Source organism: Nocardia sp. bgisy134, from assembly GCF_965341865.1.
Classification (GTDB): Bacteria; Actinomycetota; Actinomycetes; order Mycobacteriales; family Mycobacteriaceae; genus Nocardia.
This window is the reverse complement of sequence record NZ_CBDQZP010000017.1, coordinates 67,626-90,824: the sequence shown is the minus strand read 5'-3', so window position 1 is coordinate 90,824 and position 23,199 is coordinate 67,626. Positions and strand designations below refer to the sequence as shown.

The window sequence follows — 23,199 nt, the reverse complement described above, 5'->3', positions numbered from 1 at the left end:
CCGCGCCCCGCCCGTTGTCCGGAACAGCACCTCGCTCCCCCGATCCGCGGGCTCCGACAGAGCCCGCGGAATCTCGGCGGCGGTCTCAGAGTTCGTGAACGAGTTCGACCAAGGCGGTGAGGACGCCAGGGTCGGTGTCCGGGAGAACGCCGTGTCCGAGGTTGAAGATATGACCCGCAGCGCCCATCGTGACGGCCTCGTCGGCCTCCGCCGCGATGCGGCGGGCCTCGGACTCGACGGCCTCGGGGCCCGCGAAGAGGATGGCCGGATCCAGGTTGCCCTGCAAGGCTTTTCCGGCACCGACGCGGCGCACCGCCTCGGTCAGCGGGACGCGCCAGTCGACGCCCACCACGTCGGCGCCCGCCTCGCCCATCGCGCCGAGCAGTTCGCCGGTGCCGACGCCGAAGTGGATGCGCGGCACGCCCGCGTCGGCGATCTCGGCGAACACCCGCTCGGAATGCGGCAGCACGAAGGTGCGGTAGTCGGCGAGCGAGAGCGCACCCGCCCAGGAGTCGAACAGCTGCACCGCGTCCACACCTGCCGCCAGCTGCGCCTGGAGGAACACGATCGTGATGTCGGTGAGCACGCCGAGCAGTTCGTGCCAGGTCTTGGGGTCGGCGTGCATCATCGCCTTGGTGCGCTCGTGATTCTTGCTCGGCCCGCCCTCGACCAGGTATGAGGCGAGGGTGAACGGGGCGCCCGCGAAACCGATCAGCGGCGTCTGGCCCAGCGCGTCGGTGAGCAGGCGCACGCCCTCGGTGACCGCGCCGACTTCCTCCGGCCGCAGCCGGGGCAACGCGCGCACGTCGTCCGTGGTGCGCACCGGAGCGGCCACCACCGGGCCGACGCCGGGCACGATGTCGAGGTCGATCCCGGCCGCTTTGAGCGGAACGACGATGTCGGAGAACAGGATCGCCGCGTCCACGCCGTGCCTGCGGATCGGCTGCATGGTGATCTCGCACACCAGTTCCGGGTCGAAGCAGGACTCCAGCATGCCGATGCCCGCGCGCAGTTCGCGGTACTCGGGCAGCGAACGTCCGGCCTGGCGCATGAACCACACCGGGCGCCTGCTCGGGGCGGCGCCGGTAGCGGCGGCCAGGAACGGGGCGTCGGTCAAGCGGCGGCGAGTGTAGGTGCTCATCACCGCTATCGTATGCGCGCCCGGCGGTGGCTCCGGAGCCGGAGTGCGGCAGCGGCGGACCGGACGAAACAGGCCGTCGTGCGGCCGTAGCGGCGCGCCTCCGCCCGCGCCGGGGGCACAAGGTCTACCGTCGCTTTTGTGACACCGCTCGACTTCCGCGACGGCGCCGCACCGACCGAAGACCCCCAAGGCGAACCAGCTCCGTTTCGCGCCGCGGTCGAGGCGATGGGCACCGCAACCGTGCATCCTCGGATCGAGCTCGCGCCCATCCGGCCGCCGCAACGCCTGGCACCCTTCTCCTACGCCCTCGGCGCCGAAGTCAAACATCCCGAAACCCCGGTCGTTCCGGTCGATTCCGAGGGTGACGCGTTCGGCAGGCTGATCCTGCTGCACGACCCGGACGGCGACGACGCCTGGCACGGGATATTCCGTCTGGTCGCCTACATCCAGGCCGACATCGACGCCACGCTGGCCACCGACCCGCTGCTTCCCGAGGTGGCCTGGAGCTGGCTGGTGGACGCGCTCGAGTCGCGGACCGAGCCGTTCACCGCGCTCGGCGGCACCGTCACGTCGACCAGTTCGGTGCGCTACGGCGACATCGCGGGCCCGCCCCGCGCCCACCAATTGGAGCTGCGCGCGTCGTGGACCGCGCTCACCACGGAGATGCGTCCGCACGTCGAGGCGTTCTGCGAGGTACTGGCCTATTCGGCGGGTCTGCCGCCCGCCGGGATCACCCATCTGCGTCCACAGTCGTATACCAGCAACGACCACAACTGACCACAACGTAAAGTTCAGGTCTATGCCGGTAGGAGACCAGCCCGAGGACGGGCGCGCGGGAGACAGCACAGCGGAACCTCTGCTCGCCCCCGTCGATGGAGTGCCGCCGGTCCTCGCCACCGCGGAGGAGGTCGCCGCGGCGGCCGCGACGCTGGCGGGCGGCAGCGGGCCGCTCGCGGTCGACGCCGAGCGCGCCTCGGGATTCCGCTACTCCGCGCGCGCCTACCTGATCCAGCTGCGCCGCGCGGGTGCCGGCACGTTCTTGATCGACCCGATCCCGGTGACCGACGGGCTCGCGCCGCTGGCCGAGGCGATCAACGATCTGGAGTGGGTGCTGCATTCGGCCGATCAGGATCTGCCGGGTCTGGCGGAACTGGGGCTGCGTCCCGCGCGACTGTTCGACACCGAGCTCGGCGGCAGGCTGGCCGGATACGAGCGGGTCGGGCTGGCCGCGATGGTCGAGCGGCTGCTCGGCCGGGCGCTGCGCAAGGGCCACGGCGCCGCCGACTGGTCGACCCGGCCGCTGCCCGCCGACTGGCTCAACTACGCCGCACTGGACGTGGAGCTCCTGCTCGAGCTGCGCGCCACGGTCGCCGCCGATCTCGAGGCGCAAGGCAAGACCGATTGGGCGGCACAGGAATTCGAGCACATCAGGACCACGGAACCGCCCGCACCCAAGGCCGACCGGTGGCGGCGCACCTCCGGCATCCATACGCTGCGCCGCGCGCGGCAGCTGGCCGTCGTGCGCGAGCTCTGGACGACGCGAGACGGGCTGGCCCGCGCCCGCGACGTGGCGCCCGCGCGCATCCTGCCGGACGCCGCCATCGTCTCCGCCGCGACCGCCGACCCGCGCACCATCGCCCAGCTGCGCACCCTCCCGGTCTTCGGCGGGCCGCGCCAGCGCCGGTATTCGCGCGAGTGGCTCGGCGCCGTCGACCGCGCCCGGGCGCTGCCGGACAGCGAACTGCCCCCGCTCACCCAGCCGTTCGACGGCCCGCCCCCGCCGAACCGCTGGGAGCGCCGCGACCCGATCGCCGCCGCCCGCCTCGCCCGCGCCCGCGCCGCGATGGGCGAACTCTCGCTCGAGCACTCGGTCCCGGTCGAGAACCTGCTCTCCCCCGACCTGGTCCGCAGACTGTGCTGGGACGGGCTGCCGGAATACGACCGCACCGACACCGCCGAGCTCGCGGCCGCGATCGACGGTTTCCTGAAGTCCGGCGGTGCCCGTCCTTGGCAGCGGGAACTGGCCGTGCCCCGGCTCACCGTCGCGCTGGCGCCCACACCCGCCTGACCCGACGTCCGCGCCCGGGGGACCCGACGCCGGCCTGAGAACGACACGCGCCCCGGCGCTCGGAGGATCCGAGCCTGCCGGGGCGTGTGGTCGAGTGGGGTCGTCTCAGCTCGCGCTGAGCCAGCCGGTGATGCGCCGGGCGATATCTTCGGCGGTGAGGCCGAGTTCCTCGTGGACCTGGTTGCGGGAGGCGTGGTCGAGGAACTGCTGCGGCACGCCGAGGTCGCGGGTGGGGACGTCGAGGCCCGCGGAGCGCAGGCGGGCCGAGACGGTGGAGCCGATGCCGCCGTGCAGGCCGCCGTCCTCGAGGGTGACCACCAGGCGGTAGTTCTCCGCGAGCTTGACCACGGTGTCCGAGACCGGCAGCACCCAGCGCGGGTCGATGACGGTGACCGCGACGCCTTCCGGCGTCAGCAGATCCGCGACACCCAGCGCCGTCTCGGCGAATGAACCGACGGCGACGATCAGCACATCACCGCGCTGCGCCCGCGCCGAACCGCCCTCGGCGTCCGGAAAGCGCAGCACGTCCACACCGTCGAGTCGTTCGACGGCCGGAATGTCCTCGATCACACTGCCCTTCGGGAACCGCAGCGCGGTGGGCCCGTCGTTCACGGCCAGCGCCTCGCCCAGTTCCTCGCGCAGGGTGGCCGCGTCGCGCGGAGCCGCCACCCGGATGCCGGGGACGATGCCGAGCACCGACAGGTCCCACATGCCGTTGTGGCTGGCGCCGTCGGACCCGGTGATGCCCGCGCGGTCCAGCACCACGGTGACGGGCTGCTTCAGCAGAGCCACGTCCATCAACAGCTGATCGAAGGCGCGGTTGAGGAAGGTCGAGTAGATCGCGACCACGGGGTGCAGACCGCCGAGCGCGAGACCGGCCGCCGACGCCATGGCGTGCTGCTCGGCGATGCCGACGTCGAACATCCGGTCGGGGAACCGCTCGCCGAACGCGGCGAGACCGGTCGGGCCCGGCATCGCGGCGGTGATGGCGACGATGTCGTCGCGCTGGTGGGCGTGCGCGATCAGTTCCTCGGAGAACACCGAGGTCCAGCCGATCGCCTTCGGACCGCCGACGGGGCGGCCGGTCAGCGGGTCGATGGGGTCGCAGGCGTGCATCTGGTCGGCGACGTGGTTCTCCGCGGGCGCGTAGCCGCGGCCCTTCTGGGTGACCGCGTGCACCACCACCGGACCACCGAAGTCCTTGGCGCGGCGCAGCGCCGCCTCCATGGCGGCGACGTCGTGGCCGTCCACCGGGCCGACGTACTTGAGCCCGAGATCGCTGAACAGCTCCTGCGGGTTCACCGCGTCCTTGATGCCCGCCTTCACCGCGTGCACCATCGAGTAGGCCGATTCGCCCACCCGCGGAATGCTCTTCAGGATCCGCTTGCCCGCGTCCAGCGCGTGCTCGTAGAAGGGCTGGGTGCGCAGCGCGGTGAGCCGGTCGGCCAGTCCGCCGATGGTCGGCGCGTAGGAGCGGCCGTTGTCGTTGACGACGATCACCACCGAGCGGTCCGGCGCGGCGGCGATGTTGTTCAGCGCCTCCCAGCACATGCCGCCGGTGAGCGCGCCGTCGCCGACGATCGCGACGACGTGCCTGCCCTGCCCGGTGAGCTGGAAGGCCTTGGCCAGGCCGTCGGCGTAGGACAGCGCCGCGGAGGCGTGCGAGGACTCGACCCAGTCGTGGGCGCTCTCTGCGCGGCTCGGGTAGCCCGACAGTCCGCCCTGCTTGCGCAGGCCGTCGAACTGGTCCTTGCGGCCGGTGAGGATCTTGTGCACGTAGGCCTGGTGGCCGGTGTCGAAGATCAATGGATCGGCAGGCGAATCGAAGACCCGATGCAGCGCGATGGTCAGCTCCACCACGCCGAGGTTCGGTCCGAGGTGGCCGCCGGTGGCGGCGACCTTCCGCACCAGGAACTCACGGATCTCCTCCGCCAGCTCCCGCAACTCGGCCACGTTCAGCCGGCGCAAGTCTTCGGGCGTGTCGACCCGGGAAAGCACTCCCACCTGAACTCGCTCCCTCCGGATAGCGCTTCTGATCCGATCAGTCTACTGAGCGGTGACAGTGCCGCTTTCCGACAAGTGCCTGTCACCAACCGACTTCGTCGCGAAATGTGAGACTGGGCACGCGCGCGGCCGGACGAAAACATCCGGCCGTCGGTCCCTACCGTACCTGTCGCGCGAACGTGGCCCGACAGTGTCCGGGCAAACTTCGCGCCCCGGGCGCGGCGAACGCCCATAGAGTGGTCGTGTGGCCGAGCCCCAGCACGAGGTTCCCCGACCAGCCGATGCCGGCGTGGTGGCGCGCATCGTCGCCGACGTATACGCCGGGTGCGTGACCGATCGATCCGGCGAGCTGGCCGACTACATTCCCGAACTCGCTGCGGTGCAACCCGATTCGTTCGGCCTGTGCCTGGCCACCGCGGACGGGCGGGTCTACGGCGCCGGTGACGTGCACGCGGCCTTCACGATCCAGTCGATCTCCAAGCCGTTCACCTACGCGCTCGCGCTGGCCGATCGCGGGCCCGCCGCGGTGGCCGAGCGCATCGATGTGGAACCCTCCGGCGAACCGTTCAACGAGATCAGCCTCGACCCGGTGACCGAACGTCCGCGCAACCCGATGATCAACGCGGGCGCCATCACCGCCGCCTCGTTGATCGCCGGCCGTGACGCCGCCGACAAGTTCGACCGGGTGCGCCGCTGCTACTCCCGTTTCGCCGGGCGCGAGCTGCGCCTGAACGACGCCGTGTACGCCTCCGAGGCGCGCACCGGTTATCGCAACCGCGCCATCGGCTACATGCTGCGCTCGTTCGGCATCATCGACTCCGATCCGGACGAGGCGGTGGACCGCTACTTCCGGCAGTGCTCGATCGACGTCACCTGCCACGACCTCGCGGTGATGGCCGCGACCATGGCCAACAACGGCGTCAACCCGCTGACCAGGGAGCGGGCCCTGTCCAGCGCGCTCACCGAGCAGGTGCTGAGCGTGATGACGACCTGCGGGATGTACAACGCGGCGGGCGACTGGGTGAGCACCGTCGGCCTGCCCGCCAAGAGCGGCGTCGGCGGCGGCATTCTCGCGGTGCTGCCCGGACAGATCGGGATCGCGGTGTACTCGCCGCGCCTGGATCGGCAGGGCAACAGCGTGCGCGGGGTCGCGGCGTGCCGGGAGCTCTCGCGGCGGCTGGAACTGCACTTCCTGCACGTCACGCGGTCGGCGCGCACAGCGATCCGCGCCGAGTACACGATGGCGGAGGCTCCGTCCCGGATGCGGCGCAGCACCGAGGAGATCGCGGTGCTCGACGAGCACGGACACCGGGCCAGGGTCTACGAACTACACGGCGACCTGTTGTTCGCGGGCGCGGAGAGCGCGGTGCGGGCGATCGAGGCCAGGGCCGGGGAGCTGGACGCGCTGCTGATCGACCTGCGCCGAGTCGGTGAGGTCAGCGCGATCGCGGTCACCATGCTCGACGACCTGCACCGCGAGCTCGCCGCGACCGACTGCCTGGTCGCGCTGGTGGACCCGGACGCCAAGCTGGGGCGCTCGGTGTCGAGCCTGGACCCGGCCGACCCGCGCGGGCGGATCTTCATCGACCGCGACACCGCCACCGAGTGGTGCGAGGACATCGTGCTGGCCAGGCACCGGCCCGCCGACGAACCGGCGTGCACGTCGATTTCGATCGAGGAGCACCCCGTGCTCGCCGCGCTCACCCCCGAGGACAGAGACCGGCTGGCGAAGGAGTTCGAGGGACGCACCATCGCCCGCGGCGAGGTGATCGCCCGCCACGGCAGCAGCCGTTCCGGGCTGTATCTGATCTTGGAAGGGCGGGTGCGGCTCACTTTCTTCGGCGCCGACGGACGCGCCCACCGGTTGGTCACGCTGTCGGCGGGGATGTCGTTCGGGGAACTGCCGATGCTGGTCGACGCGCCGTTCGTGAACGAGGTGCGCGCCGAGACCGAGGTCAGGGTCGCGGTGCTCGACCCGGCCCGCTTCGACGTGCTCGCCGAACGCGCGCCACAGCTGAAGATGGCGCTGCTGAAACGGCTCGCGGCCAGCGCGTACGCGCAGGTGGACTCCGCCGTGCGGACCATCGTGGTCCGCGGTGGGGACTAGCGAGCCAGCCATGGCGTCCGACGATCCGGCGACGAGACAACCGAGCGAGGAGCACAGCGACGTGAGCAAGAAGAAGTCCGACACCGGCACGGTCACCACCTTCGGTCAGGGCAGCGTGCGCGCCACCCCGGATCTGATGCGGGTCACCCTCTCCGTCGAGACCAGGGCGAGCAAGGTCGCGCTGGCCTACGGGCAGGCGGGCGAGCGCGTCTCGGCGGTCACCTCGGCGCTGCGCGGCAACGGCGTCGCCGACGCCGACATCGCCACCAGCGGGCTGTCGGTGCGCACCGAGACCGTGTGGACCGAGGGGCAGGGCAACCGCATCACGGGATATCTCGCGACCGCCGATCTCACCGTCGCGCTGCGCGATATCGACGCGGAGAAAGGCGCGTTCCCCGGCCCCGCCACGATCATCGCCGACGCGGTCGAGGCGGGCGGCGACGACGTCCGCTTGGGCGGGCTCGTCCTGACCTTCGCCGACCAGGCCGGCTTGCTCGCGCGTGCCCGCGACGCGGCGTGGGACAACGCGCTGGCCAAGGCCGAGCAGTACGCCGCACGCGCGGGCCGCTCGCTGGGCACGGTGCTGGAGATCACCGAGAACGCCGCGTCCGCACCGCCTTTCGCGCCGGCGATGCGCGCGATGTCGGCGCCGGTGGGCGAGGTGGCGTTCGCCGCCGCGGTCCCGGTGGAGCTCGGCGAATCGGAGATCTCGGCGAACGTGCGCGCCACCTGGGCATTGGACTGAAGGGGCGCGGATTTCGCCGCGATCGACGCGCGGGCAACCCTATAGTGAAGGCGCGCGGCGGACGCGGCGCCGCGGGTCAGGAGTCGCCATGTCCTTCGTGCTGATCGATCGGCCGCGGCCGCAGATCGCGCTGGTGACGCTGAACCGGCCGGAGCGGATGAACGCCATGGCCTTCGACGTGATGATCCCGCTGCGCGAGGCGTTCGAGCAGGTGAGCGCCGACAACGACGTCCGCGTGGTGGTGCTGACCGGGGCCGGGCACGGATTCTGTTCCGGCGCCGACCTCCAGGGCGCCGGTCGGGTGCCGAACACGACGGGGCTCACCACCACCACGGTGGCGCGGCGTTCGATGGACCTGCTCAACGACGTGATGATCACGCTGCGCCGCATGCACCAACCCGTGATCGCCGCGGTCAACGGCGCGGCCATCGGCGGCGGGTTCTGCCTGAGCGTCGGCGCCGACATCCGCATCGCGGGCGAGGACGCCTACTTCCGCGCCGCGGGCATCAACAACGGGCTCACCTCGACCGAACTGGGCATGAGTTTCCTGCTGCCGCGCGCCATCGGCTCCGCGCGCGCCTTCGAGATCATGCTCTCCGGCCGCGACGTCGACGCCGTCGAGGCCGAGCGGATCGGCCTGGTCTCCCGCACCGTGCCCACCGCGAAGCTCCTCGACACCTGCTATGACCTGGCCGAGCGCATCATCGGCTTCAGCAGGGTCGGCACCGAGCTCACCAAGCGGATGCTGTGGAGCGGGCTGGAGGCGAGCAGCTTCGAATCGCACATGCAGCAGGAGGGCCTCGCCCAGCTCTACGTCCGCCTCACCACCGACAACTTCGACGAAGCCATCCGCGCCCGCCGCGACCGCCGCCCGCCCCACTACGAACACTGATCGCGCCCGCCGGACCTCAGCGCGCCAGGAACTCCAGCCGGTTGCCGATGCCGTCGACGGTGAAGAAGCGGCGGCGACCCGGGATCTCGGCGGGATCGGCCCTCCGCACCGGATGGCCCCCGGCCGCGACCGCCTCGGCCGTCGCGTCGACGTCGACCACGAAAGCCGGATGCGCCTCTAGGGCGGGCCGGAAGTCCGCCTCCACCCCCACGTGCAGCTCGCCGTCGGGCCCGCCGCAGCCCGGCACCCGGAACCAGCAACCGCCGCGCTCCGCGAGCAGCGGAGGCTTCGGCAACCGGCACAAGGACTCTCGGGTCCGCCGCCGACCTTGCGCCGGTCGGCGGCTGTCCGGCTCGCGGCGCTCGCGCGTCAGCTCGGGCGGTGGTCGAGACCCTTCGCCAGCAGGATCACGCCGTCGGCGCCCGCTCGCCGGTCCTTCGAGATCTCCTGGTACTCAGGGGATTCCGACCACGCGGCGACGGCGGCCTCGTCGGGGAAGGACATCAGGACGACCTTCTCGCGGTCGGTCGTCCCCTCGAGGGTGGTCGGGGTTTCGTCGGCGGCGAGCAGGGTGCCCTCGTACTTGGTGAACACCGACATGAAGCGCGCCTGGTAGCGGTCGTAGGCGGCGCGGTCGGTGAACTTCAGCTGGGCGATCACGTACACGGTCATGATCAGGACTCTAAACCGGCCGTGCCGCAGGTTTATGAGGATCGGGCCGCACCCCGGTGGGCGGCAGGCTCGACTCGGCGCAAGACGCCGACCACGGCCGGATCCTCCGACGGCCGCGGCGGACTCTCACCGCTCGAGCAGCGCCAGGCACTCCACGTGGTGGGTCGCCGGGAAGGCGTCGAAAGCGCGCAGGTCGGTGAGGCGATAGCCGTGCGATTGGTAGAGGCCGAGATCGCGGGCGAAAGCGGCCGGGTCGCAGCCGACGTGGACGACCCGGGACGGATTCGCCGTCGCCACCGCCGCGACGACCTCCTTTCCCGCGCCCGCGCGCGGCGGATCCAGCACCACCGCCCGCGGCGCGGCGCCGCCGGCGTGCTCGGCCAACCAGCGCTCGACGCGTTCGGCGCGCAGCTCCACCCATGGCAGGTCGCGCAGCGCGGCCTGTCCGTCGGCCACGGCGGAACGCGCCGATTCCACCGCGAGCACCGCGCCCTCCGCTCCGACCCGATCGGCGAGCCGCGCCGCGAAGACTCCCGCGCCGCTGTACAGGTCCCAGGCGAGGTCGCCTGCGGCGAGATCGGACCATTCCGACACGACGTCCGAATAACACTGTGCCGCAAGCCGATGCGCTTGCCAGAACCCGGTCGCGGCGACCTCCCAGCGTCGCCCGGCCACGTATTCCACGGCCCGCCCGCTGCCGTCGATCACCCATTCGTCGCGTGCGGCGTGCGTCGCCGCCCGGCGCGCCGCTGCCGCGCGGCGGGCTTCCGCGGGATCCTCGGCCCCGTGCCGTCCCGCCGCACCTTCGACCGAAGGCCCGCCACCCTCCGGCCCTCGGCTCCGGCGATCCCCGGCGTCACCGCCGCGCCGTCCCCGTGGTCCGCCGCCGTGCCGCCTGCCCCGCCGCGGCGTCGCGTGCTCGGCGGGCGGCAGTTCCACGAGATGCCGCACCCCGTCACCGTCCACCGTGACGACCAGATCGGCGCCGGGCGTCCACACGCGGTCCGCGATACCGTCCATCGCCCCCGAAACCGGTTGCGGGCAGCGCAGATCCGCGATCACCTCGGTGCTGCGATAACGGTGCACGCCTGCCCGACCCTCGGCATCGACCGGCAGCCGGATCCTGGTGCGCCAGCCGCCGGACGCGTCGTCCGGGTATCCGGCGATCGGCTCGACGACCACCTCGCGCTCGATGCCCGCCAGCCTGCGCAACTGCTCGGCCACCACCGCGGCCTTCAGTCCGCGCTGGGCGGCGGGAGTGGCGTGCGAGAAATCGCAGCAGCCCGCGCCGCCCGGCCCGGAGACCGGGCAGCTGGCGGGCACTCGATCCGGTGAAGGCTCGAGGATCCGCACGGCGTCGGCGCGGCAGAACGAACCGCCGCGATCCTCGGTGACCGTCGCGCGCACCAGCTCACCCGGCAGCCCGTGCCGCACGAAGACGACCCGGCCCTCGTGCCTGCCGACGCAGAACCCGCCGTGCCCGGGCGGGCCGAGCCGCAGGTCGAAGGTCAGGCCGAACCAGTCGGTCATCGCGGAGACCTGCCTGCGGCGCGCCGATGCCGCGCGCTCATACCCGGTCCTCGTAGCCGCGCCGCACCGCGCCGGGCGCGTTGATCTCGCCCACCTGCTTGGCCCGCGTCGTCGACGAGCTCAACTGCCACGGCACCGAAGTCACCATGACGCCGGGCTCGAACAGCAGCCTGCCCTTGAGCCGCAGCGCGCTCTGGTTGTGCAGCACGGTCTCCCACCAGTGGCCGACCACGTACTCGGGGATGAACACCGTCACCACGTCGCGCGGCGCGTCGCGACGCACCCGCTTGACGTAGTCGAGCACCGGCTTGGTGATCTCGCGGTACGGCGATTCGATCACCTTCAGCGGCACGGTGATATCGCTGTTCTCCCATTCCCGCACCAGCGCTCTGGTGTCGGCCTCGTCGACGTTCACCGTGATCGCCTCGAGCGTGTCCGGCCGGGTGGCGCGGGCGTAGGCCAGGGCGCGCCTGGTGGGCAGGTGCAGCCGCGAGACCAGCACGATCGAATGCGAGCGGCTCGGCAGCACGCCGTCCCACTCGTGCTCGTCGAGCTCCCTGGCGACCGAGTCGTAGTGGCGCCGGATCATCTTCATCACGACGAAGATCGACACCATGGTCAGGATCGCGATCCACGCGCCCGCGAAGAACTTGGTGATGAGCACGATGATCAGCACCGCGCCGGTGGCGCTGAGGCCGACCGCGTTGATCACCCGGGAGCGGTGCATCCTGGCCCGCTGCGCCGGGTCGGTCTCGGTGCGCAGCAACCGCGTCCAGTGCCGCAGCATGCCGGTCTGGCTGAGCACGAAGGAGACGAACACGCCGACGATGTAGAGCTGGATGAGCTTGGTGACCTCGGCGCCGAAGACCACGACGAAGGCGATCGCGGCGCCGGACAGGAACAGGATGCCGTTGCTGAAGGCCAGCCGGTCGCCGCGGGTGTGCAGCTGGCGCGGCAGGTAACGGTCCTGGGCCAGAATCGAACCCAGCACCGGGAAGCCGTTGAACGCGGTGTTGGCGGCCAGCACCAGGATCAGCGCGGTGACGGTGGTGATGAAGAAGAAGCCGATCGGGAAGCCCTGGAAGACCGTCTCGGCGATCTGGGCGATCAGCGTCTTCTGCTGGTAGTCGTCGGGCGCACCGATCAGGTGGTCGGTGTCGTGGGCGTACACGATGCCGATCTTCTGCGCCAGGATGATGATGCCCATCAGCAGCGCGATCGCGATGCTGCCCAGCATCAGCAGCGTGGTCGCGGCGTTCCGCGACTTGGGCTTGCGGAACGCGGGCACGCCGTTGCTGATCGCCTCGACACCGGTCAGCGCGGCGCAGCCCGAGGAGAATGCGCGCGCGATCAGGAAGGCGAAAGCGAGGCCGTACAGGTGCTCGTCCTCCGCTTCGAGCTGGAACCCGGCCGACTCGGCCTGCAGGTCCTCGCCGAGCACCACGATGCGGAACAGGCCCCACCCCAGCATGATGGCCATGCCGAAGATGAAGGCGTAGGTCGGGACCGCGAACGCCTTGCCCGATTCCCGCACGCCGCGCAGGTTCATCGCGGTGAGCAGCGCGATCGCGACGACCGCGAACAGCACCTTGTGGGTGGCCACGAACGGGATGGCCGAGCCGATGTTCGACGCGGCCGAGGACATCGAGACCGCGACGGTCAGCACATAGTCCACCAGCAGGGCGCTGCCGACCGTGAGCCCGGCGGTCGGCCCCAGATTCGTGGTCGCGACCTCGTAGTCGCCACCGCCGGACGGGTAGGCGTGCACGTTCTGGCGGTAACTGGCCACCACGACGGCCATGACGAAGGCGACCGCGAGACCCACCCACGGCGCGTACATGTACGCCGAGACGCCCGCCACCGAGAGCACGAGGAAGATTTCCTCGGGCGCGTAGGCAACCGACGACATCGCGTCGGAGGCGAACACCGGCAGCGCGATTCGCTTCGGCAGCAGTGTGTGCCCCAGCGAATCGCTACGGAAGGGCCTGCCCAGCAGCATCCGCTTGGCTGCCGTCGTCAACTTGGACACTGGAGCGAGCATAGATCCCCCGGCCGGTGATCGCCCGCGGGGTGTACCTGCGCGTCTGTGCAGGCCCACGTGTCACAAACAGGTTTGCCCACCCTCCAGAGGGGGAAAGTGGGCCATGGACACATCCGGCGGGTACGGTTCTGCGGACGGGCAAACAGACCGAACGTCATTGGTCCAGGAGCGAGGTTGCACGGTGTACGTAGTGATCATGGGATGCGGACGCGTCGGTTCGTCGCTGGCCCGCGCCCTGGTCCGGGTTGGCCACCAAGTCACCGTGATCGACCGGGATCCGAGCGCGTTCCTGCGGCTCGGTGAAGACTTCCCCGGCGAGCGCTTGGTCGGCGTCGGCTTCGACCGGGATGTGCTGACGCGCGCCGGAATCGAGCGGGCCGACGCGTTCGCCGCGGTCTCCTCCGGCGACAACTCCAACATCATCTCGGCCAGGGTGGCCCGCGAGACCTTCGGCGTCGAGCGCGTGGTGGCCCGGATCTACGACGCCAAGCGCGCCGCCGTCTACGAGCGGCTCGGCATCCCGACCATCGCCACCGTGCCGTGGACCACCGACCGCTTCATGCGCACTCTCGTCGGCGATTCCAGCACCACCACCTGGCGCGACCCCACCGGAACGGTCGCGGTGACCCAGCTGACGCTGCACGAGGAGTGGTACGGGCGCACGGTGCGCGACCTGGAACGCGCGATCGCCGTCCGGGTGGCGTTCATCATCCGGTTCGGGCAGGGCCTGCTCCCCGACAACAAGACCATCGTCCAGGCCGACGACGTCGTCTACGTCGCCGCGACCTCCGGCAACGTCGGCGAGGCCGTCGCACTGGCCGGCAAGCCCCCCGCTAGCGAGGACTGATCATGAAGGTGGCCATCGCCGGGGCAGGCGCCGTCGGCCGATCGATTGCCCGCGAACTGCTACGCAGCGGACACACGGTGATGCTGCTCGAGCGTCAGCTCGACCACATCGACCCGGACGCCATTCCGGACGCCATCTGGGTGCACGCCGACGCATGTGAACTGGCGCTGCTGGAGAACGCCGGACTGGAGACCTACGAGGTGGTCATCGCCGCCACCGGTGACGACAAGGCGAACCTGGTGCACAGCCTGCTCGCCAAGACCGAGTTCGGCGTGCGCCGGGTGGTCGCCAGGGTCAACGACCCGCGCAACGAGTGGCTCTTCGACGGGTCGTGGGGCGTCGACGTGGCGGTCTCGACCCCGCGCCTGCTCGCCTCCCTCGTCGAGGAGGCGGTCTCGGTCGGCGACCTGGTCCGGCTGATGACGCTGCGCCAGGGACAGGCGAACCTGGTCGAGATCACCCTGCCCGCCGACACCGCGCTGGCGGGCAAGCCGGTGCGCACCCTGACCCTGCCGCGCGACGCCGCGCTGGTGACGATCCTGCGCGGCGGGCGGGTGATCGTGCCGCAGGGCGACGATCCTTTCGAGGGCGAGGACGAACTTCTGTTCGTGACCTCGGTGGAGGCCGAGGAAGATCTGCGGGTGGAGCTGTCCCACCACGGCATCAAGCCATAACTCCCCGATACGGTTTGCTGCCGCGGATCGGGTTTCAGGCGGCCGGCTGGAGCTGCGCCCGCAGCTTGTTGAGGGCGCGATGCTGCATCACCCTGACCACGCCGGGGCTGGTGCCGATGGCCTCGGCGGTCTGCGCGGCCGACCAGCCGAGCACGATCCGCATGACCAGCACCTCGCGGTGCGCGGGGGCGAGCACCTTCATCAATTCCCTGGTGGCCGTGCGGCGTTCGAGCGCCAGCGCCCATTCCTCGGGGCCTGCCGCCGACGACGGGGCGTCCGGCACCTCGGCCACCGGGTAGGTCGGGTGCATCTGCGAGCGCCGGTACGCGTCGGCGATCTTGTTGGCCGCGATGCCGTAGACGAAGGCCAGGAAGGACTTACCCTGATCCTTGTAGCGCGGGATGGCGTTGACGGTGGCCAGCAAGATCTCCTGCACCACGTCGTCGGCGGTGACATGGAGGTGGGCCGTATTGCCGAGGCGCGCACCGCAATAGCGGCGGACCAGCGGATGCACCACCCGCACGATCTCCGACACCGCGTTCTTGTCGCCCGCGGCGGCGGGGCCGATCAGCTTGTCCAGCTCCCCCGCCACCCGGCGGCTTTCCGACAGCGCGGGGCTGGTGTGGGCGTGGGTCTTGGTGGTCGAAACCATGTGCTCGGTAGCCAATGTCCGAGTCCTTTCTAGCCGATCGTTGCGTTTTCCGTGTTGCAAACGATCGTCTGATGAACTCGGCTCACCGACCAGGCACCCCAGGGTGGAGAGTGGCCCACCTCTGCGGTGGGACCGACGCCACCCTGTTCTGCGTCAGGCGGTTTCGGCGGACCTGCGCGGCAGATGACCCGCCCGGCGCACCGCCCAGATGGTGACCGCGAAAGCGACGGCGGTCAGCGGCCAGCCCATCCCGATCCTGGCGACGGCGAGCCACCCGGTGCGGTCGGTGTCGTAGAGCTGGGACTGGACCAGATACCTGGCCGCGAAGACCACCACGAAGGTGGCGGTCGCCAGGTCGTAGAGGCGCACGGCCCGGCGATCGGAGCGCCAGTCGGAGCCGTGGCCGTTGAGCACGCTCCAGATCACGCCGACCAGCGGACGGCGCACCAGGATCGAGGCGAGGAAGACTCCCGCGTAGATGAGGCTGGTGTAGATGCCGAACAGGAAGAAGCCCTTGGCCTCACCGACCCGGTAGGCGATCAGCGCGCAGACGCCGACGCCGAGGAAGCCGGAGATCGCCGGCTGCACCGGGCTGCGCCGCACCAGCCGCCACACCAGCACGGCGGCCGCGACGCCGAGCGCCGTCCAGATCGCGGCGGTGAGCCCGGCGAGGGTGTTCACGGGAACGAAGACGAGCACCGGCAGCGTGGAGTAGATCAGGCCGCTGAAGCCGCCCAGCTGCTCGAGCAGCGACGGTCCGGCGGGTTCCGCGCGCTCGGACGCCGCCCGGTCGGGCTCGGCGTATCCGCGCCCGGGAACCGCGGCGTCGATCGGTCGCTCGATATCGGTCGGCGTGCCGAGGTCGGCGCCGTGGTCGTTGCTCGATGGCATACGTGTCAGCTGTTCCCGCGCAATTCGTAGTAGGGGTTGAAGATCACCTTACGGCCATCGCGGTCGCCGACCCGGCCACGGACCAGGATGCGCCGCCCCGGTTCGATGCCGGGGATGCGCCGGCGGCCGATCCAGACCAAGGTGATGGCATCGGTGCCGTCGAAGAATTCTGCCTGAACACTGGCGCCCGACGATTTGGGGCAGGCCTCGACACTCCGTAGTCGACCCAGCATCGTCGCTTCGTCTCCACGACGACACTCGGACGCCCGACACGCGCCCGACGCCTCGGCGGTCTCGGCCAGCTCCTCGGCATCGAGTTGGTCGATGTCCTCGGTCAGCCTTCGGCCCAGACGTCGAAAATACCCTGAGGCTGCGGATGGCATTGCACGCTTCTCCTGCTAGCACAGATGGCGCGGGTCACACGCCATCGTGGTTGTTCTGTGACGACCGGCTGTTGGCCGTACACCCGCCACTGTAGATGCCCATGGCCACCCCCGCTACGCTCGACCCGGTGTTCGACACCCCACATGTCACGAGGGCCACACGACCTGCGGTTCCCCTCGTCGTCGCGCTTCCAGGCACCGGCTCCGACGCCGATTTCGCCAGGCGCGCCTTCGGTCCCGCGAGCGCGGCCCGCGGGTTCGAGCTGATCGCGGTCGATCCCGATCCGCGGGCGGTCGTGTCGAGCTGCCACGCCGCGCTGGACGCGGCCGCCGCGCGCGGACCGGTGCTGGCGGCGGGCATCTCGCTCGGCGCGGCGATCGCACTCGAATGGGCGGGCGCGCACCCGGAATCCACCGCCGGCGTGGTCGCCGCACTGCCCGCGTGGACGGGTTCGGACACCGCCCGCTGCCCGGCCGCGCTCAGCGCGGCCGTGACCGCGGAACAGCTGCGCGCCGACGGCTTGGAGACCGTCATCGCGCGGATGCGGGCGAGCAGCCCGCGCTGGCTGGCCGACGCGCTGACCCAGTCCTGGCGCTCCCAGTGGCCGCACCTGCCGCAGGCGCTGGAGGAGGCCGCCGACTACAAGTGGCCGAGCACCGACCGGCTCGCCACCGTGGACGTGCCGGTCGCGGTCGTCACTGCGGAGGACGACCCGGTCCATCCGCTCGCGGTGGCCGAAGAGTGGGCGCGGCTGATCCCGCACGCGCGACTGTTCCGCACCACCCTCGCCGAACTCGGCGCGGCCCCGGCGATCCTGGGACACATCGGGTTCACCGCCTTCGACCGACCCGACCCGACCTTCTGACCGACGCCCGACCTCGCGGACCGCTCGCGGTCACCGGCCTCGCGATCACCGGCCTCGCGATCACCGGCCTCGCGATCACCGGCCTCGCGATCACCGGCCTCGCGATCACCGGCCTCGCGATCACCGGCCTCGCGATCACCGGCCTCGCGATCCGCGCAGCGGCCTCGCTCGGGGGACGACGCTCCGAGACGCCGGTGAAGCGTCCGCGCAGCGACGCCGGGAGGCAGGTGAAGCGTCCACACAGCAGCCCCCGCGAGGCAAGCGAAACGCCCACACAGCAGGCCACCACCGATGACAGTGGCGGCCGCGCGTACGGCCGGGGTCAGTTCAGTTCAGTTCAGACCGAGCTGTTGCATCGCGGAGCCGTCAGCGCCGCGACGCGGTTGCGGTGGCAGCGACTGCGGCTGCGCGCGCACCGGGGTCTGGGCCGCGGCGACCTGGGCAGCCATCTGCTGTTGCTGCGCCTCGACCTGCGCGTGGTGGGCGGCGGCCAGCTGTTCGGCCAATTGCTGCGGCAGCACGACCGGCAGCGGGTCGCGCACGGGCAGCGGATCGGAGCCACGCCGGATGATGGTCTCGCTGAGGATCGCGCGGGCCGCGGCCACCAGCGGCGTCCCGTCGTCGGCCGCGCCCGAGGGGCCCGCCGCGACCAGGCGCACCATCCAGCGGTAACCGTCGACGCCGATGAAGCGCAGGTCCGCACCCTCGGTGATGGCCAGGATCTCGCGGCCCCACGGACCGGTCTCGACCGCGACGCGCGCGCCCTCCTTGCGCAGCGAGTCGGCCAGGTCGGCCGCCACCGCGCGCCACTGGCCCGGCGATTTGGGCGCCGCGTAGGCGGCGACGGTGATGCGGCCGTGCTCGGTGGCCAGGTGCACCGCCTGCGGGGTGCCGTCGGGGCTCATCTCCACCTGTAGCTGGCCGCCGGGCGGCACCGGTAGGATGACCGAACCCAGGTCGAGACGCTGCTCGACCACCGCGTCCAGCAGCTCGGACACATCGTCGTAGTCGTAGGGGCCGGTCTGCTCACCCGCCGGGCGGTCGTCGAAACCGGCTGCGTCCTCAGCCGATTCGACGTAGGGCAGCTCGTCGGTGTCGTACTCCGCGTCGTCGTACTCGCCGTACTCGTCGTACTGGTCCTCGACGAACCGGTCCGACTGCTTCTTTCTCTTTCCGAACATCGCCTCACGCCTCCCGGCCGGTCGCCCGGCCTACCCCGTCGGGCTCCGCGCCCAGGCTGGCGTGACCGCCGCTGGACCCGTAGCCGCCCGCACCCCGCGTCGTCTCGTCGAGCCGGTCGACCTCGACGAAGTCCACCAACTCCACCCGCTGCACCAGCAGCTGCGCGATCCGGTCGCCACGACGCAGTTCGATGCGCGTGCGCGGATCGTGATTGATCAGGCACACCTTGATCTCGCCCCGGTAGCCCGCGTCGACGGTCCCCGGCGTGTTCACCACCGACAGCCCTGCCTTGGCGGCCAGTCCGGACCGGGGATGGATCAGCCCGACCGTGCCGACCGGAAGCGCCACGGCGACACCGGTGCCGACCAGCACCCGCTCGCCCGGCTCCAGGATGACGTCCTCGGTGGTGCACAGGTCCACGCCCGCGTCGCCCTCATGGGCGCGCGTCGGCACGGGAATGCCCGGATCCAGCCGCAGCAGGGGTATCGGTGAAAGTGCGCTCACGTTGGTCGAGCCTACGCGTACCTCGGCGTTCGCCTGGCGGGACGGTGGCCTACTGTTGAGTCGTGTCGGACAGGCCCAACCCTTCGGTGACGGACAACGAGAAGCGGACTCGCGAGCCTTACAGTGAGCGCCTCTGGGTGCCGCTGTGGTGGTGGCCCGTCGCGTTCGGCATCGCCGGGCTGCTCGCCGCCGAAATCCACATGGGCGCACCGGGAATCCGGGCCTGGCTGCCCTACGTTCTGCTGTTCCCGATCCCCGCGTGGGTGCTGTTGTGGTTGAGCCACCATCGGGTGGCGGTGGCCGAGGACGCCGAAGGGACACCGGAGTTGCGCGCCGATCGCGCCCATCTGCCGGTGAATTTCGTGTCTCGCGCCGCGGTGGTCGCTCCCACCGCCAAGAGTGCGGCTCTGGGCCGCCAGCTCGATCCCGCAGCCTACGTGCAACACCGGCCGTGGATCGGCCCGATGGTGTTGCTGGTCCTCGACGATCCGGACGATCCGACGCCGTACTGGTTGATCAGTACCCGCCGACCGGAAAAGGTCCTTGCCGCGCTCGGGCTGCCGAGCGCGGGCTGACAGTTATCCCCGGCCGAACCCGGTGGCCCGGCCGCGTTCCGAACTCCGCGGACGATCAGGCCGCGCAATCCATGCAGATCATCTGACCGCCGGCCTCGCTGGCCAGCCTGCTGCGGTGGTGAACAAGGAAGCAGCTGGAACAGGTGAACTCGTCGGCCTGCTTCGGGATCACCCGAACCGAGAGCACCTCCTCGGACAGATCCGCGCCGGGAAGCTCGAACGACTCCGCGGTATCGGATTCGTCGATATCCACGACGGCGGACTGCGCCTCGTTGCGACGAGCCTTCAGCTCCTCCAGCGAATCTTCCGACACATCGTCGGATTCGGTGCGCCGCGGTGCGTCATAGTCGGTTGCCATGTCGTCTTCCCCTCGTCCTTACTCCGTATATCCCGGACCGGCTGCCGACACACCGATTCCTCGCCGGAATCGGGCGTCCACACCGCCCCGCCGGTGGTGCACATCACACGTGCACCGGTCACCTATCAGGGAGGATCACTAGGACCCATACCCGGTAGCGCTCGGTAAACGCAGGACATGCCCTACTTGTTCCCGCGACCGACCACCGATTTCGCCGCTGGTGATTCGATCTGGGCCGCCAGACAATAGCGGACCGCGCGACAAAAGTCGCAATCAAAACACAGCCGAGTCGAAACTGTCGGGGAATCGACACCAACGGTCGAACTCGCCGAGACCTTCCGTACCCCCACCGCGACATTTTCGTAGAGTGTGGCTCGTGGTTTCACTGATCACCGAAGGCAGCGCGTCGGATTCGCAGGGACGACCCTACGCGCGTCGCCACCCCCAGCCCTGGCTCATCATGCTCGGCGTCATGGCGCTGATCTGCGCGATCGTGTGGATCAAGGCGCTGACGACGCAGGACACCGACACCACCGCGATGGCCTGCAGCTCGCCGAGCCCAGCCAGCGATACGGGCGCGTCCCAGGCTCCCGCGCCCAAACTGGGCCAGCGGGTCGGCCCGTCGCGCCTGGAGGACGTGGAACCCGCGCCGCTCGCAGTGAGCAAGGTGCGCGTGCTCAACGCGAACAACCAGCGTGGCCAGGCCGCGCACGTCGCCGCGCAGCTCGGTGACCTCGGCTTCGCGAGCGCGTCCGGAACCCAGTACGGCAACGATTCCATATACGTCAACGGCGACCTGGAATGCACCGGCCAGATCCGCTTCGGCGTGAACGGCAGGCCCGCCGCGGCGTCGGTGCAACTGGTCGCGCCCTGCGCCGAGCTGATCGAGGATCAGCGCGAGGACGACACCGTGGACTTGGTGCTCGGCTCGCTGTTCCGTGACCTGCGCCCGAGCAACGACGCCGAAGAGGTGCTGCGTTCGCTGAAGAACCCGGCGCCGGGTTCCAGCCCCGCGATCGACACCGACCTGCTCGACGCCGCGCGCACCGCGCACTGCTGACGCCGAACAGCTCGACCACCGACCCCCGGCACGTCACCGGGGGCTGACCGACGGCGAGCCGCGCCACTCACGGGCGCGGCTCGGAATCAACGATCCGGAAGCGGCTCGGTCGCGCCGATTTCCGCCAGCAGCGAGCCGAGTTCCCGTGCGATTCCCGGCGCCGCGGCGACGACGAGATCGCCCGCCGTTCCGGTCGCGGTCGCGGGCGGAAGCGTCAGGCGCGCGCCCGCTTCCGCGGCGATCAACGCGCCCGCACCCCAGTCCCAGGCGTGGAGTCCGTGCTCGTAGTACGCGTCGACCCGCCCGGCGGCCACATGGCACAGGTCGAGCGCGGCCGCGCCGAAGCGACGGATGTCGCGTACCCGGGGCAGCACCTGCGCGACCAGTTCGGCCTGCCGAGCGCGCCGGTGCGTGCCGTAACCGAATCCGGTGGCCACCAACGACATCGAGACGTCCTCGATCGGATTGCATCGCAGCTGCTCGACCGTGCCGTCGGCGGCCGTGGCCGTCGCGCCGAGGCCGCGCGCGGCGCTGTAGGTCACCGCCCGCGCGACGTCGACCACCGCGCCCGCCACGGACTGTCCGTTGCGCATCGCGGCCACCGAGACGGCGTATCCGGGGATGCCGTAGAGAAAGTTGACGGTCCCGTCGATCGGATCGACCACCCAGTGCACCGCGTCGTCGTCGGCGGCCAGGCTGCCGCCGCCTTCCTCGCCGACGATCGGGTCGCCGGGGCGGAGTTCGGCGAGCAGCCCGCGGATCAGCTCCTCGCTCTCGGTGTCGACCACGGTCACCGGGTCGGTGGCGTGACCTTTGGTCTGCACGGCCCCCTCGGCCGCGACACCGGCCGGGCCGAACACTTCGGGGCGGCGGGCGCGCACGTGCGCGGCGGCCCGCTCGGCGAGCTCGACCGCGATGCGGCGCAGTTCGGACGCGGTCTCGCGGGGGTCGGCGGCGGAGTCTTCGGCTACGGGAGTGGTGGATTGCGGCACGCCGCCCATCGCATCACAGATCCTCCGAGGCGCACAGCACCGATCGCGCATTACTCTTGTCGTGCACGACACAGCGCCGTCGTCGGGCACCCCACCGCATCCGCTCCGGCGGCGTCGTGGGCCCGGTGCGGTGGGCGCTGTCATCTCACCGGCCAGCTAAGGGAACGAGGGGTTAGCCATGTCCGCTCGGGGGCACGCATTCGGTATCGACATCGGCGGCAGCGGCGTCAAGGGGGCCGCGGTCGATCTAGCGACCGGCGAGCTGACGCACGAGCGGATCAAGATCGCCACCCCGCACCCCTCGACCCCGCAGGCCGTCGCCGACGCGGTGGCCAAGCTGGTCGCCGAGGCGGACTGGCCCGGCCCGGTGGGCATCACGCTGCCCGCCGTGGTGCTCGACGGCGTGGCACGCACCGCCGCCAACATCGACAAGAGCTGGATCGGCACCGACGCGCGCGCCCTTTTCTCGGCGGCGCTCGGCGGCAGGCCGGTGACGGTGCTCAACGACGCGGACGCGGCCGGACTCGCCGAGGACCGCTACGGCGCGGCGCAGCGATACGACGGGCTGGTGCTGCTGCTGACCTTCGGCACCGGCATCGGCTCGGCGCTGCTGTACAACGGCACGCTGGTGCCCAACAGCGAACTCGGCCACCTCGAGGTCGGCGGCATGGAGACCGAGCACCGCGCCGCGGCCTCGATCAAGGATCGCGACGGCCTCAGCTACGAACAGTGGGCCACGGAGGTCAGCACCGTGCTGATCGGTCTGGAGAACCTGTTCTGGCCGAAAGTGTTCGTCGCGGGCGGCGGCATCAGCCGCGACGCCGACCAGTGGATTCCGTTGCTGACCAACCGGACTCCGGTGGTTCCCGCCCATCTCCGGAACACCGCGGGCATCGTCGGCGCCGCGATGGCGATCGACGCGGGCATCCTCCCGTGACCGGCGTGGCGGTGGTGCGCGGCGACGCGGAAAACGCGCGAGGCAGGCGTGCGACAAGTGGCATCGTGCCGTGAGTAC

The 23,199-nt window shown here is 70.8% G+C and carries 24 protein-coding genes; 11 read left to right on the top strand and 13 right to left on the bottom strand.

Translation table 11 applies throughout. The annotated features are described in order from the left end of the window. Positions 1–85: 85 nt before the first annotated feature. Complete coding sequence (hemE, locus tag ACRWNM_RS27030) at positions 86–1,141, bottom strand: uroporphyrinogen decarboxylase (RefSeq protein ID WP_431970910.1); 1,056 nt, start codon at positions 1,139–1,141, stop codon at positions 86–88. Positions 1,142–1,366: 225 nt separating this feature from the next. On the opposite strand from hemE, the gene ACRWNM_RS27025 reads away from it, so the two are divergent. Next, a complete protein-coding gene (locus ACRWNM_RS27025) occupies positions 1,367–1,918 on the top strand; it encodes a DUF3000 domain-containing protein (protein WP_431970987.1) in 552 nt (183 codons plus the stop codon). Between the two features lie 22 nt (positions 1,919–1,940). Beyond that, a complete protein-coding gene (locus tag ACRWNM_RS27020) occupies positions 1,941–3,209 on the top strand; it encodes an HRDC domain-containing protein (protein WP_431970909.1) in 1,269 nt (422 codons plus the stop codon). 105 nt (positions 3,210–3,314) lie between these two features. Here ACRWNM_RS27020 and dxs read toward each other — a convergent pair whose 3' ends face one another. Next, on the bottom strand, positions 3,315–5,213 hold the full coding sequence (dxs, locus tag ACRWNM_RS27015) for a 1-deoxy-D-xylulose-5-phosphate synthase (protein WP_431970908.1): 1,899 nt from the start codon (positions 5,211–5,213) through the stop codon (positions 3,315–3,317). 244 nt (positions 5,214–5,457) lie between these two features. Here dxs and glsA point away from each other — a divergent pair, with 244 nt between their 5' ends. The 3 genes from glsA to ACRWNM_RS27000 all read left to right on the top strand — a co-directional run bounded on the left by glsA (position 5,458) and on the right by ACRWNM_RS27000 (position 8,957). Further along, positions 5,458–7,320: a glutaminase A gene (glsA, locus tag ACRWNM_RS27010; protein ID WP_431970907.1), complete on the top strand. Its 1,863-nt coding sequence runs from the start codon at positions 5,458–5,460 to the stop codon at positions 7,318–7,320. A 61-nt stretch (positions 7,321–7,381) separates the two neighbouring features. Then, the gene (locus tag ACRWNM_RS27005; RefSeq protein WP_431970906.1) at positions 7,382–8,065 is read left to right on the top strand and encodes an SIMPL domain-containing protein; all 684 of its coding nucleotides are present in this window, start codon (positions 7,382–7,384) and stop codon (positions 8,063–8,065) included. Between the two features lie 88 nt (positions 8,066–8,153). Next, positions 8,154–8,957, top strand: a complete 804-nt coding sequence (locus ACRWNM_RS27000) for an enoyl-CoA hydratase (protein WP_431970905.1) — start codon at positions 8,154–8,156, stop codon at positions 8,955–8,957. 16 nt (positions 8,958–8,973) lie between these two features. On the opposite strand, the gene ACRWNM_RS26995 is transcribed toward ACRWNM_RS27000, so the two are convergent. The 4 genes from ACRWNM_RS26995 to ACRWNM_RS26980 form a co-directional block, all read right to left on the bottom strand. Then, positions 8,974–9,252: a glyoxalase gene (locus ACRWNM_RS26995; protein ID WP_431970904.1), complete on the bottom strand. Its 279-nt coding sequence runs from the start codon at positions 9,250–9,252 to the stop codon at positions 8,974–8,976. Positions 9,253–9,326: 74 nt separating this feature from the next. Further along, positions 9,327–9,629, bottom strand: a complete 303-nt coding sequence (locus ACRWNM_RS26990; RefSeq protein ID WP_431970903.1) for a DUF1330 domain-containing protein — start codon at positions 9,627–9,629, stop codon at positions 9,327–9,329. Between the two features lie 126 nt (positions 9,630–9,755). Continuing rightward, positions 9,756–11,159: a class I SAM-dependent RNA methyltransferase gene (locus tag ACRWNM_RS26985; RefSeq protein WP_431970902.1), complete on the bottom strand. Its 1,404-nt coding sequence runs from the start codon at positions 11,157–11,159 to the stop codon at positions 9,756–9,758. Positions 11,160–11,196: 37 nt separating this feature from the next. After that, positions 11,197–13,188, bottom strand: coding sequence for an APC family permease (locus ACRWNM_RS26980; protein WP_431970901.1), 1,992 nt, complete (start codon positions 13,186–13,188; stop codon positions 11,197–11,199). Positions 13,189–13,381: 193 nt separating this feature from the next. Here ACRWNM_RS26980 and ACRWNM_RS26975 point away from each other — a divergent pair, with 193 nt between their 5' ends. Then, complete coding sequence (locus tag ACRWNM_RS26975; RefSeq protein WP_431970900.1) at positions 13,382–14,047, top strand: potassium channel family protein; 666 nt, start codon at positions 13,382–13,384, stop codon at positions 14,045–14,047. Positions 14,048–14,049: 2 nt separating this feature from the next. Continuing rightward, entirely contained in the window at positions 14,050–14,721 is a 672-nt protein-coding gene (locus tag ACRWNM_RS26970; RefSeq protein ID WP_431970899.1) for a potassium channel family protein, read from the top strand. 34 nt (positions 14,722–14,755) lie between these two features. Here ACRWNM_RS26970 and ACRWNM_RS26965 read toward each other — a convergent pair whose 3' ends face one another. The 3 genes from ACRWNM_RS26965 to ACRWNM_RS26955 all read right to left on the bottom strand — a co-directional run bounded on the left by ACRWNM_RS26965 (position 14,756) and on the right by ACRWNM_RS26955 (position 16,647). After that, positions 14,756–15,388: a sigma-70 family RNA polymerase sigma factor gene (locus ACRWNM_RS26965; protein ID WP_431970898.1), complete on the bottom strand. Its 633-nt coding sequence runs from the start codon at positions 15,386–15,388 to the stop codon at positions 14,756–14,758. A gap of 138 nt (positions 15,389–15,526) precedes the next feature. Further along, on the bottom strand, positions 15,527–16,264 hold the full coding sequence (locus tag ACRWNM_RS26960) for a DUF3159 domain-containing protein (RefSeq protein ID WP_431970897.1): 738 nt from the start codon (positions 16,262–16,264) through the stop codon (positions 15,527–15,529). Between the two features lie 5 nt (positions 16,265–16,269). Continuing rightward, entirely contained in the window at positions 16,270–16,647 is a 378-nt protein-coding gene (locus ACRWNM_RS26955; RefSeq protein ID WP_067849155.1) for an OB-fold nucleic acid binding domain-containing protein, read from the bottom strand. Between the two features lie 101 nt (positions 16,648–16,748). Between ACRWNM_RS26955 and ACRWNM_RS26950 the strand changes: the two genes are divergently transcribed. Continuing rightward, complete coding sequence (locus ACRWNM_RS26950; RefSeq protein WP_431970896.1) at positions 16,749–17,513, top strand: alpha/beta fold hydrolase; 765 nt, start codon at positions 16,749–16,751, stop codon at positions 17,511–17,513. Between the two features lie 332 nt (positions 17,514–17,845). Here ACRWNM_RS26950 and ACRWNM_RS26945 read toward each other — a convergent pair whose 3' ends face one another. Further along, the gene (locus tag ACRWNM_RS26945) at positions 17,846–18,694 is read right to left on the bottom strand and encodes a DUF3710 domain-containing protein (protein WP_431970895.1); all 849 of its coding nucleotides are present in this window, start codon (positions 18,692–18,694) and stop codon (positions 17,846–17,848) included. A gap of 4 nt (positions 18,695–18,698) precedes the next feature. After that, complete coding sequence (dut, locus tag ACRWNM_RS26940; RefSeq protein ID WP_431970894.1) at positions 18,699–19,199, bottom strand: dUTP diphosphatase; 501 nt, start codon at positions 19,197–19,199, stop codon at positions 18,699–18,701. Between the two features lie 62 nt (positions 19,200–19,261). Between dut and ACRWNM_RS26935 the strand changes: the two genes are divergently transcribed. Further along, positions 19,262–19,774, top strand: a complete 513-nt coding sequence (locus ACRWNM_RS26935; RefSeq protein WP_431970893.1) for a DUF3093 domain-containing protein — start codon at positions 19,262–19,264, stop codon at positions 19,772–19,774. Between the two features lie 55 nt (positions 19,775–19,829). Here ACRWNM_RS26935 and ACRWNM_RS26930 read toward each other — a convergent pair whose 3' ends face one another. Continuing rightward, positions 19,830–20,132: a DUF4193 domain-containing protein gene (locus ACRWNM_RS26930; protein ID WP_067779587.1), complete on the bottom strand. Its 303-nt coding sequence runs from the start codon at positions 20,130–20,132 to the stop codon at positions 19,830–19,832. A 376-nt stretch (positions 20,133–20,508) separates the two neighbouring features. Here ACRWNM_RS26930 and cei point away from each other — a divergent pair, with 376 nt between their 5' ends. Next, the gene (gene cei, locus ACRWNM_RS26925) at positions 20,509–21,192 is read left to right on the top strand and encodes an envelope integrity protein Cei (protein WP_431970892.1); all 684 of its coding nucleotides are present in this window, start codon (positions 20,509–20,511) and stop codon (positions 21,190–21,192) included. An 86-nt stretch (positions 21,193–21,278) separates the two neighbouring features. Here cei and ACRWNM_RS26920 read toward each other — a convergent pair whose 3' ends face one another. Further along, positions 21,279–22,193, bottom strand: coding sequence for an inositol monophosphatase family protein (locus ACRWNM_RS26920; RefSeq protein WP_431970891.1), 915 nt, complete (start codon positions 22,191–22,193; stop codon positions 21,279–21,281). A gap of 169 nt (positions 22,194–22,362) precedes the next feature. Here ACRWNM_RS26920 and ppgK point away from each other — a divergent pair, with 169 nt between their 5' ends. After that, positions 22,363–23,121: a polyphosphate--glucose phosphotransferase gene (gene ppgK, locus ACRWNM_RS26915; protein WP_431970890.1), complete on the top strand. Its 759-nt coding sequence runs from the start codon at positions 22,363–22,365 to the stop codon at positions 23,119–23,121. The last annotated feature ends 78 nt before the right edge of the window (positions 23,122–23,199 follow it).